The sequence below is a fragment of the Clostridium sp. OM05-6BH genome (genome assembly GCF_003481635.1).
Taxonomy (GTDB): Bacteria; Bacillota; Clostridia; order Lachnospirales; family Lachnospiraceae; genus Butyribacter.
The window spans coordinates 513,590-525,027 of the sequence record NZ_QULH01000001.1 but is presented as its reverse complement, the minus strand read 5'-3'; the positions used below and the strand labels follow the sequence as shown (position 1 = coordinate 525,027).

Annotated in this window: 10 protein-coding genes and 2 pseudogenes; 6 read left to right on the top strand and 6 right to left on the bottom strand. The window is 43.2% G+C overall.

The genetic code is table 11. The features are described from left to right. Nucleotides 1-483: 483 nt before the first annotated feature. From DXB73_RS02385 to DXB73_RS02360, 6 genes and pseudogenes are all read right to left on the bottom strand, one after another. Entirely contained in the window at nt 484-858 is a 375-nt protein-coding gene (locus DXB73_RS02385; RefSeq protein WP_002591345.1) for a hypothetical protein, read from the bottom strand. A 151-nt stretch (nt 859-1,009) separates the two neighbouring features. Continuing rightward, a pseudogene (locus DXB73_RS02380) lies at nt 1,010-1,138 on the bottom strand (Maff2 family protein); the annotation flags it as partial. 63 nt (nt 1,139-1,201) lie between these two features. Further along, entirely contained in the window at nt 1,202-2,986 is a 1,785-nt protein-coding gene (locus DXB73_RS02375; protein ID WP_070087586.1) for a VirD4-like conjugal transfer protein, CD1115 family, read from the bottom strand. After that, nucleotides 2,983-3,456 (bottom strand): PcfB family protein, encoded by a 474-nt coding sequence (locus DXB73_RS02370; protein WP_002604484.1) that lies wholly within the window; start codon nt 3,454-3,456, stop codon nt 2,983-2,985. Before DXB73_RS02370 ends, DXB73_RS02375 begins: the two co-directional genes overlap by 4 nt. A gap of 36 nt (nt 3,457-3,492) precedes the next feature. After that, a complete protein-coding gene (locus tag DXB73_RS02365) occupies nt 3,493-4,437 on the bottom strand; it encodes a DUF6017 domain-containing protein (protein ID WP_002604485.1) in 945 nt (314 codons plus the stop codon). Nucleotides 4,438-4,595: 158 nt separating this feature from the next. Continuing rightward, nucleotides 4,596-4,784, bottom strand: a pseudogene (locus tag DXB73_RS02360) (hypothetical protein); the annotation flags it as partial. Between the two features lie 203 nt (nt 4,785-4,987). On the opposite strand from DXB73_RS02360, the gene DXB73_RS02355 reads away from it, so the two are divergent. From DXB73_RS02355 to DXB73_RS02335, 6 genes are all read left to right on the top strand, one after another. Continuing rightward, nucleotides 4,988-6,631 carry a recombinase family protein gene (locus DXB73_RS02355; protein ID WP_004607528.1) on the top strand — a complete coding sequence of 548 codons (1,644 nt, stop codon included), beginning with the start codon at nt 4,988-4,990 and terminating at the stop codon, nt 6,629-6,631. Between the two features lie 52 nt (nt 6,632-6,683). After that, entirely contained in the window at nt 6,684-8,033 is a 1,350-nt protein-coding gene (locus DXB73_RS15125; RefSeq protein ID WP_347559540.1) for a hypothetical protein, read from the top strand. A 50-nt stretch (nt 8,034-8,083) separates the two neighbouring features. Then, the gene (locus DXB73_RS02345; RefSeq protein WP_118690025.1) at nt 8,084-9,184 is read left to right on the top strand and encodes a DUF5688 family protein; all 1,101 of its coding nucleotides are present in this window, start codon (nt 8,084-8,086) and stop codon (nt 9,182-9,184) included. 19 nt (nt 9,185-9,203) lie between these two features. Then, nucleotides 9,204-9,329, top strand: coding sequence for a hypothetical protein (locus DXB73_RS15040; protein ID WP_279221307.1), 126 nt, complete (start codon nt 9,204-9,206; stop codon nt 9,327-9,329). Then, nucleotides 9,319-10,614, top strand: coding sequence for a JAB domain-containing protein (locus DXB73_RS02340; RefSeq protein WP_118690024.1), 1,296 nt, complete (start codon nt 9,319-9,321; stop codon nt 10,612-10,614). The genes DXB73_RS15040 and DXB73_RS02340 overlap by 11 nt, the downstream gene beginning before the upstream one ends. Before the next feature lie 163 nt (nt 10,615-10,777). Beyond that, entirely contained in the window at nt 10,778-11,347 is a 570-nt protein-coding gene (locus tag DXB73_RS02335) for a hypothetical protein (RefSeq protein WP_118690023.1), read from the top strand. Nucleotides 11,348-11,438: the final 91 nt, after the last annotated feature.

Sequence of the window (11,438 nt, the reverse complement as noted above, 5' to 3'; positions counted from 1 at the left end):
TTGGGACAAAGCAGTTATACCGCTATGTCCCAATTTGCTATTACTCCATATCTTCAGCAGACAGAAACACAAGCCCGACAAATTCTTCCTCAATCAGTTTCTTCAACTTTTCCACTGTGCTCTATGCAGGCTCCCGTATCTCCATTCCAACCTATAATCTCTTTCTGTAAAAGCAAATCTTGTTCTGTGAAAAAATGAGTTGGATTCCGTAGTAGTCGGCATTGTGCGTAATGTGTATAACTGACTGTATCATGGAATTGTGGGTAACTCTGTTTGCAGGACGTGGGAAAGCTGCACTTTAGCTTTTCCATGTGCTGTGAATAGAGTTATCCATGATTCCATAGCCTGTTATGCACATTTCCACAATGTTTGTCTTTTGGTCGTTGGTTCGGAAAAGAAAAGCCCTGTATGTTATTATATACAGAGCCATTCTAATCTTTTTTTATCCACTACATAGAGCGTTTCCTTTCTGCAAAATTCATTTTACAGAGTGATACCCGCCTTTTTTGCAAAGTAGTCTTTTCTCCCGGTAAGCTCTGACTGTTTTTCCTTTGGAAGATTGTTGAATAAATCATCATAAAGAACATCAGCTAACTGCATTTCTCTCGCAAGCAAAAATACATTTAGACTAAGCCATTCCTCCCAAAGCCCCTCAAATAAGCTGTTACTGTCTGTATAGGTGTCAAGCTCCTCAAAGCCATGTGACGCTGTATAGCATTGCAGTTTAACAAAGCCATACCTACCAACATCAACCAACAAAATATCTTCGTCCTCTATTTCGTACAGTTCCTCAAACACATCAATCACTTTGCGACACTTTTCCCGTTCTTCCTCTGTGATATATACTGTTTTTTCCATGCTCAATTACCTCTATCCTTTCAAATTGTGGAATACTGTTTTCAGTTTTCTTCTACTTCTGAACCACATATTTGAAATGCCATATATGCCATTTTATACGGAATAGAGGTTGGCTGTCTGCATTTATCAGTGTGTTACTTTATGGCACATGAGCATTTGCGCCCGGATTGTCGTTGCCGTAACCCTCCATGAGGTTGATAGCCCCCCAAATGCCAAGACCTGCGCCAAGCGCGATAACCAAAGTCTGCAATACACCAACTGCGCTGTTAAAGAAATCCATATAAACCTCGCTTTCTGCCGCTTTGCGGCTCAAAAAATGTTGTTGAAAATGAAAATGCCGCCGTTATTCCTCGGCGGCTGCGTCCTCGTCGGACAAATCTATTTCGTATATGTCAAAGGCTTCATCGGGCTTTACTATTGCCGGGCGGGTAGACATATACCGTTCCACATCAAAAGCGTTTTTCTTGTCGAAGTCGGAAAGGTATTTGTAGTTCGGGTGTTTCGTTATATCGTATTTGTCGCTTAAAAAGGGACGTACACCGCGTAGCTGCAAAATACATTTCCCACCGTCCATAACTGCTATTTCGTCCTGTGTCATCAACTCCTTTCCTAATTTTTGATAAGTAAGTCCATGAGAAACCTGCGTGCCGCGATTTTCGGAAGTGTTGAAACTGTCAATTGTTTCCCGTCCCAAGTTATCCGAAATATCCTTTGCATTTTTCCCACGTCCTCCCAAAAACAAGGTGCTGTCGGCATTATCAAGTATGATTTCTGCCGCGTCCTTGTAAATGGCTTTTAGCTGGCTCTGCGATTGCAGAATGATAGAAGCGGACATTTCCCGGCTGCGGATTGTGGCAATCAGTTTATCAAATCGGGGTATCTGTCCGATGTTCGCAAACTCGTCAAGCAAAAAGCGGACGTGAACAGGCAATTTGCCGTTATATTCGTCGTCCGCTTTGTCGCAAAGCAAATTGAAAAGCTGCGATTGCAGCATAGCGATAACAAAATTAAACGTGCTGTCCGTATCGCTCATTATGAGGAAAAGTGCGCTCTTTCTGTCGCCTAACGTGTCAAGTTCTAATTCGTCGTAGGACATGAGATCGCGCAATTCCTTAATATCAAAAGGCGCAAGCCTCGCACCGCAAGAAATGAGGATTGATTTTGCTGTTTTGCCCGCCGCCAATTTATATTTTCGGTACTGCTTCACCGCGAAATGGTCGGGGTCGCGTTCTTCCAAGTCGGCAAACAGCAGATCGACGGGGCTTTGATATTCCTCGTCGTCCTCGCGGGCTTCGCTGGCGTTGATAAGTTCCAACAGGGTAATAAAGTTCATTTCCTCGGCGGGGGCTTCATACCAGATGTAGCCAACCAATGCGCAATACAATAACCTTTCCGCTTTTACCCAAAAATCCTCCGCACTTTTTTCTCCCTCGCCTTTGGTATTCGCTATCAACGTGTTTACCAGCTTCAAAATATCTTTCTCGCTGCGGATATACACAAAGGGGTTGTAGTGCATAGATTTTTTGAAGTTAATCGTATTCAGTACCTTAATGCGGTAGCCCGCCCGTTGCAGCAGCTTCCCGCACTCAATCAAAACCGTACCTTTCGGGTCTGTCAAGACGTAAGAGGAATGAAGCTGCATTAAATTCGGCTTGACGAAAAACCTTGTTTTTCCGCTGCCGCTGCCGCCGATCACGACGACGTTCTTATTTCTTGCGTACTTCGGCTGCTTCGGGCGGCTGTTCATGGTAAGGCGTTCCGTCTGTGTCAAAATGATGTTGTTTTGAAACTCCGGGTCTATGTAGGGCTTAATATCTTCGGCGTTTCCCCATCGGGCAGAGCCGTACTCCGCGCCCTTGCGGTATTTCTTCGCGTTTTTCCCTTTGACATAGACAATCAAGCGGATAATCACCGCGCCGACAATGCCGACAAGCAAATCCAGCGGGTAAATGCTCGGCAAGGCACTTTCAAAGGCTGCGGAAAATCCCTGCGTGATATTCAGTATCTTTGCGGAAATATCCGCGCCGGGGGCAAGCCGCACCGCCTGTCCGACTTTATCAAAGAGATAGACAAAGAACACATAGGGGATATTCGGAAGTATTAGCTTTTTGTAGTTAATCTGCTTCATATCTCGCGCCCCCTGTCCATTTTCTTTACCTTGTCGCGGGCGGCGTTAAGCTGCTTTGCCTTGTCCTTTGCAGCGGCAAGGGCTTTGCGGATAGAGGGCTTTTTCTCCCTGTTCAGCTTCTTTGCGGAAAACTCTTGAAACGCTGCGGTCATAACGTCTGCGTCCCGGCCTTTGAAAAACACAAGGTAGCGGGTCTGCTCGCCCTTAACCTTTTTCAGCGAAAAATCTATGTTGTATTTCTTCGCCGTACTCTCAAAGGCTTTAATATTGCTGTCGGTGATCTCGATGTTGGAAACACCCGCGTTCTGCTTCATAAGCTGCCGCATGGTCTGTTTCCCATGCGCGGGCTTGCTTTTCTGCTCCAAAAACTTTTGGATTGCTTTCTGCAACGCCTGTTCGGTAAGCCGCGCCGCGCCTTTTCCCACTTTGACGTATAGGGCAATCGTTTTTTGGGTTACTTCCTCCTGCAAGGTATCAACTCCTTTCCCGGTAAAATGCGGCTATGCTCATTCGCCGCCGTATAAGTCGTGATTGACAAGGGCGGTATAGTAGCTGTCAATGGTACTCGGCGCGTTGAACAGCACCGCTTTTAGATACTGCTTGATGTTGCGCACTTTGGTTGTGTTCTCCCTCATGCAATCCAAAACAAACTCAATATGGCTGCTGTTCAGCTTCAAAAACTTGGATTTCACCAATTCGGCGGGGTAGTCGTCCCCGGCAATACGGATTGTCTTTCGGGCTGTGCAGACGGTTTCCAGCATAAGGTCAACAATCTCGTCCAAACGGTCTTTGTCAATTTTGCAGTTTTGAATGAGATGGTCGTATTCGATATTGTCCTTGATAATCTCCCTGTAAATCTCTACTGCGCTATTGCTTTTCGCTTCCGTTCTTTTCCTTTCCGGCGGCGTAGCCGCTTCGCCATGCGCAAAGGGCAAGGGGTTTAGGGAATGGAAAGGAATGGAATCGGTACTTGATAAATCAGTAATTGATTGTTCTTTACTTAATATATCTTTATTTAATTGCGTTGGATTTTCCAACGTAGGTTTTTCCTGCGTAGGTTTTTCCAACGTTGGATTATCCAATGTTGGATTTTCCAATGTAGGTAAATCCAATATAGGCGGCTGTCCGCCGCTGGTAGCTGCTTCCGGCTCTCGCGGCTGCGGCTGCTCGTATATGACGTAATCTGCGCCCCGCAAGCGTCCCTTTTCGTCGCGCTCCCGGCTGCGCACGATATATCCGGCTTTTTCGAGTTCCTTTACCGCTTCGCGGATTGCGTCGATCTTCTCCCGGTTGATATGGGATAAGCCCGCAAGGGTATAATCCCAATCTTCGGGCAGCGAAAGCATTTGCGACAACAAGCCCTTTGCCTTTAAGGACAATTCCTTGTTTCGCAAGTGGTGGTTGCTCATAACGGTATATCCCGTATTTCGCTCCACTCTGAAAACTGCCATATTTCCTCACTTCCTCTCTTGGTATGCGTGGACAATTAGAAAGCCGTTTTCGGCTGTTTTGGTATTGCAATATGCCCTTTGCCGTTTTCGCGTCTGCAAAGCCGCATGGCACAAGGGCTTTTGCCCGTCTATTTGTCCATGCTGGCGTGCGTTTTCCGCGTCCTTTTGCCGGGGCAATAGGGACACTCTTTGAAAACGCAAAACTCATATTTCCACCCGGGGCGGTAGAAACGGCAAGTGCCGCAATCTTCATCATCTCCGGCACAACCGGATTGATAGCGGTCAAATCCCGGCTTCTGCTGCATGAGCAATTCAAACGCCCGCTGCTTGCCCTTTGTGAAATACATTCCGGCTGCACCTCCTTTCCTGCGGGCATAAAAAAACGGCGTTACTTTCTCCCCCAAAGGGGTTAAGGTAACGCCGTTTGTGTGCGTATTCAGTTTTTAACACATTCCCTGTCTATCCGCTGTCCGCAAAACCATTGATTTTATTAGCTTTTTGCCGCTATCGCTATCACACCTCATTATTCCAAAGACCAAGTTTCCAGAATATGATAAAAGACATTGAAAGCGGTCTGATAAACTGCGTGATTACGAAAGATTTATCCCGTCTGGGGAGAAACTATCTTGATTGTGGGTTATATCTGGAAGTTTTCTTCCCAGAGCATAACGTGAGGTATATAGCGGTCAATGACGGCGTAGATACCTTGAATAAATCTGCTATGGACATCACGCCTTTCCGCAACATTTTAAACGAAATGTATGCCGCTGACATATCTGTTAAGATAAAATCGGCATATCGGGCGAGGTTTCAACAGGGGAAATTCATGGGAACTACCGCCCCTTATGGCTATATCAAAGACCCTGCCGACCACAACCATCTGCTGATAGATGATAAAGTGGCACATGTTGTAAAAGAGATATTCGACCTTGCATTAAAAGGGAATGGAGTTGCCAAAATTTGCAGACATCTTAATAAACAGCATATCCTACGCCCTGCCGCTTATGCGGCGGAGCGTGGCGAAACAGGCTTTGAACGTCATTTTGAGGGGAACGAGGACAAACGCTATATTTGGAGTGGGAACAGCGTGAGGAGCATTTTAAGAAGCCCGATATATGCGGGAAATCTTGTAGGCTACAAACGGATTGCCGCCAATATGAAAAGCAAGAAACGCCCCTCTAAGCTGCCCGAAGAATGGGAAGTGATACCCAATACCCATGAGGGAATAGTCACGCAGGAGGAATTTGATATTGTCCAACAGCTTATTACAAGTCGTAGGCTTCCACAGAACAAGGGAGGATTTGTAAATATTTTTGCAGGCGTTATCAAGTGTGTGGACTGCGGATGTGCTCTGCGGGCAATGAACGTACACAGGAGGAAACGCCCAGAGATTATCGACTGTGTACAGTATTCATGTAATAATTATGCAAGAAACGGAAGAAGCGAGTGTAGTGCCCACAATATAGAAGCAAGGGATTTATTCAATGCCGTTCTTGCCGACATCAACTGTTTTGCGGATATGGCAGTGAATGATGAAAAGGCGGTCAGGGCCATAGAAAAGCGGCTCACGGAAACAGACCAGAGCAGGGCGAAAGCATTAGAGAAAGAACGTAAGAAGCTGAACAAACGCCTTGCGGAACTGGACAGGCTGTTTTCCTCTCTCTACGAGGATAAGGTCATGGAGCGTATTACCGAGCGGAATTTTGAGATGATGTCGGGGAAATACCAGAAAGAGCAGCTTGAAATTGAAGCAAGGCTGAAAGAGGTGACGGAAACTCTTAATGAAAGCTACGAGAAATCACGGGGAATCCGTGACTTCCTCGCCCTTATCCGAAATTATCAAGGCTTAAAAGAACTGGATGCAACAGTTATAAACGCACTCATAGACAAGATACTTGTTTCGGAGCGTGAGAAGATGGCAGACGGAACAGTGAAGCAGGAAATCAAGATTTACTATAAATTCATCGGCTTTGTCGATGAATTACATATCATACCTACAAAACGGTGGGCAGCAATGCCCGCTAAAAATTGTACGGTGTGCGGCGTTGAATATGTCCCGGGCTCTGGTGCATCAAGGTATTGTCCTGCTTGTGCCAAGAAGATACGGAGGGAGAAATCAAACGAGAGCAAACGCAGGAGCAGAGAACAGAAAAGGATAGCATGTATGAACTGTCCGCAAAAAATGACCGACTGACATTGAACAGCAGGAGGGACGTATTCTCAGACAGGGTAACAGAAATGATACCGTGTCTATTTTTCGTTATGTGACAGAAGGCACATTCGACAGTTATTCGTGGCAGGTAATAGAAAACAAGCAGAAATTCATCAGCCAGATCATGACAAGTAAATCGCCGGTACGAAGCTGTGAGGATGTGGATGAAGCAGCACTTACTTATGCCGAGGTCAAAGCACTTGCCACCGGAAATCCTTATATCAAGGAAAAGATGGATTTAGATATTCAGGTATCAAGGCTGAAACTGATGAAAGCAAACCATACCAGTCAGATCTACCGGCTGGAGGATAACATTGCAAAGAATTATCCCAAGCAGATTGAAATTTTGCAGGAGCGGATTCGGGGATTTCAGACAGATATGGAAACAGTACGAAAGAATCTTCCGGTAGATAAGGACAACTTTTCCATGAAAGTGGGAAACCGTATCTTTACGGACAAAAAGGAAGCAGGAACAGCCATTCTTGCTATGTGTCAGGAGATGGATTCTCTGCAGCAGATGGTGGAGATCGGTGAGTATGCCGGTATGAGAATGAAAGTCACTTTTGATTCTTTTAACCGCAAGTTTGTGATGAGTCTGAAAGGAGAACTAAGCCACAACTTTGAACTTGGTTCGGATGCGTTTGGAAATATCACAAGACTTCATAATGTTTTAGATGGCATGGCTGGGGAACTTTCAGAAGCAGAGACAAAACTTAACAATGTCACACACCAGTTGGAAACGGCAAAGATGGAGGTGCAAAAGCCGTTTCCTGCGGAGGAAGAACTGAAGGAGAAGATGGAACGGTTAGCGGAACTGGATGCCCTGTTAAATATGGATGAAAAAGGCGAGACACCGGTACTTGAAAATGAACCAATGGTGACTCCTTTGGGCGAATGGCTGTTAGAACATCTTCTGCCGGAATTTATGGAAGAGTATGAAATGACAGAGGAACGGGCGAGAGAAGTGTTGTTAGACGCCCTGCCGGAAGAAGAAAGCGAAGTGGTCTGTTTTTCTTCGGAGCAGAATGCAGAGAGCCTTGATAGTGAAGAAATGCAAAAGCAGATGTCAGAATATATGGATGGTGATTTTTATGCCATACCGGTATCGGATACGGAATACCTGATCGCACCAAAAGTAGAACAGGACAGTGTGATTTATCTGCGTTCCATTTTAAGCCAGTTGGGAGATTCGGTATTATCTTCGCCGGCAATGAAATCCCATGCTGCGTATGAGTATGATTCCGGAACAAACCGGATGAAGCCGTTTGACCATATGAGAATACTGAGAGGGCTTTGTGCAGTAGGTGAGGAAAGGCATATCTACCATGCACAGTCACGAGAACCAACAGAAACAAGAACATCCAATTTGGAACAAGTACATTAAAGCAGCGTTTGGACATCATGTCCAGACAGAAAGAAAAGAGGTAAAACGCAATGAAAAGTTATAGTGAATTTATGGAGTATATCAAAGAAAATGTAACGGATTATCTGCCGGAACGGTTTGAAAGTGCAGAGATTGCAATCCGTCAGGTGGTGAAAAACAACGATGTAGTGTTAGATGGTTTACTGATTTCAAGTCCGGATAGTAATATTTCACCCACTATTTATCTGAATCCTTTGTATGAGCAATACAAAGAAGAAAAAGACCTGGATGGAATCGTGTCGAATATTGCAGATACTTATATTGAAAATATCGAACCGGTTGTAAACAGAGGATTTCAGGAAAAATTAGAAGAGATAGGAAATTATGAGACAGTAAAAGACTATATTTTTCCAAAACTGGTCAATCTGGAGAAAAACAGCATCCGTTTACAGGATGCACCATATACACAGAGGGAAGATCTGGCGATTACATACAATATAAAGGTGACTGGAGATTCGCATTCTATGGGTTCTATTATGATTACAAATTATTTAATGGAAAAATATGGAGTTACACCAGAAGAATTACATGTGCTGGCAATGGAAAATATGGAGCGGTTATCGCCATCGGTATGTGAACCGCTTGAAAATGTTATGGTAGAAATTTCGGCGAGCCAATTATCAGAACAGGAGGGAATTTCATTTGAAGAGGCTAAAGAGCATGTCAGAGAAATGCTTCCACTGGGAGGAACAGAGATTTATTGCCTAAGCAATGAGTCAAAACTCAATGGAGCTGTCAGCATCATCAGTGAAAATGTGCAGAAAATGGTGGCTGAACAGGTGGGAGGAGATTATTATGTTCTTCCATCTTCGGTGCATGAGTTAATGATTGTACCTAAAAGCTTAGGCATGAATTTTGGAGAACTTGAAGAGATGGTGAGTAGTGTAAACGCGGCGTGTGTAAGAGATGATGAAGTTTTATCAAATCATGTATATCAGTACGATGCAAAAGAACATAAATTCAGTAGATGTGTTCCGGAAAGAAACCTGAAAAAGAACCTGAAACTGGATTTAGAGCCGACGGTTGATGTGCAGGAAGAAAAGAATACTTTGCAGTCAGAGCTGCCGGAACAAAGTCATGAACCGATGAAACATTCTGGAAGAATTCATTAGTCAGGAAAGGAATTGAGATATGAGTAAAAAAGAAAAAACAGGTATTGTGATCCATTCATTGGATGAACTGAAACAGCTTATCGAACAAAAAGAGGAAGATACGATGTTAGTGATAACAGTGGAGGTGGTGTCGGATGCAGCATGAATTAAAACAGGTGGAAGTGCGGTTAAAACTGACGGATAAAACAGGGGTATTCAGTATGGAACGCATAGATACGCCGGATAAAGCAGTTTCTGTTCTGGCACCGGTGTTAGCAGGACTTGACCGGGAGGAGGTTTGTGTTGTCAATCTTGACGGCAAGGGGCGTCCCATTAATTTCAATGTGGTCAGTATTGGGAGTGTCAATGCTTCTCTGGTAACCGGAAGAGAATTATATAAAACAGCCATACTCAGTAATGCTGCAGGGATGATTATGCTCCATAATCATCCGTCATCGGATCTTCAGATGAGCGTGTCAGATCGCAATGTGACAGAGAAAATGATGTACGCCAGCCTCCTGCTAGATATTGAATTTTATGACCATGTCATTGTGGCGGGAGGAACCGGAAAGACTTTCAGTATCCGGGAAAATGTACCGGAACTGTTTGAACCAAGTCATTATGCACATTTGATTTCCCATGTGGCAGATGGTGTAAAAGAAGAAGCATTTTACCATGGAACATCACCGGTTACTTATGAAATCCTGCAGATCAAGGATGGAAGCGATGGAGAACTGTACCGTTTTTGGGGGATGAACTATGTGCAGAAGAAGGGACTGCAGATAAATGTCAGTGATTATGAATCAAAGTATCAGGGGGAATTAAAGCCCGGAGAAACACTGGATACTTTGTATGAACGATTCAATATCCACCGTCCGGAGGATTTTACCGGTCATTCCCTGTCGGTGAGTGATGTGATTGTTTTGGAATCCGGAGGTGATAAGAGAGCATTTTATGTGGATTCTTTTGGCTTCTGTAAAGTTAAGGATTTTTTTGCAGAGAAACCGGCGAGATCGGAAATCACATTTACCGTGGCTGAGTGCGGTGAGTTTCATTCTCTGGGAAGATACCGGGATGACATTTCAAATGCAGAAGAAGCCATTGCTCTTTGGAAAGAGTATCAAAAAGGTCCTCTTAACGGTATTCCAAGCATCGGTATTCAGATCCATAAGCCGGGACAGACGAAAATGGAAGATACGCAGGTAGATTTGGTGTCCGGTAAAACGATAGATTTGGATATGATGCGTTATTATCCGGAGATCAATGCGGAAGAAACTGCCATTCAAAAGATTCGTGAATTGGTTGAAAATCTGCATGATGTAAATGTGGTTGGGAACATACCGGAGAATATGTCAGCGGAGCTTATGATTCGTGGAGTTGATCCGAAGGGGGAGATATACAATGAGGAATTGCGGAAAGAACCATCACCGAAACATGCAAAACGAATTTAATAATACGCTTTTATTCTTACATAGAGGGGAGTATAATTGAGATAGATGTAGGTGGTTTATGCGACATGATAATTAGGATTGGAGGATGAAAATTAATTCTGCTACTAAGGTCGTTATTACTAAAATTAGTAGAAATAGAAATTAATATTTCAAAATGGCAATTATGAAATTTAATGAGCAGTTTTATAGAAATTACAATGAACTTTATACCATGATTAAGCAATGTTATTGTGAGGTCGCAATTCTTGAGGCATATATAGAACTACAAAAAGATAGACCGGATTTATATAATAAGGTGATAAATATCAGTAATCAGTTTGTTTTTTTATTGCAAAAAGATTTAGAATTGACATTATGGAAAATATATTATGATAATGATTCTAAAGCTAATACTATTCCTAAATTCCGGAATACAGTTAATGACATATTGCGAAATTGTAATTGTCCTGATAAGCAAGTGAAAAAACAAAAAGGGAATAGGAAAACTGAAGAGACAGTAAAAATAATGAGAAGACAATTCTTGGCCCATACTGATATGACAAGAGATGATAACAGAATTGAAGTATCTGACATGTGTGAATTGTTGGATGTTATGTGCAAAGAATTTAATTGTATTTGTGAAGTTGTTGATGATGATCAGGTGATTGGCATATCGGAAAATGAAATTGGAAAACAAAAATATAGTTGTCAAATGCAGTTGTTATCTTTATATATTCAAAAACAAGATTCGTGATGTGAAAATAAAATATTTTTTTGTTTAATGAACGATAACAATATATTTAGAAAAAGAATTACTTCGGTAGTTCTTTTTTTCATACTTAAAA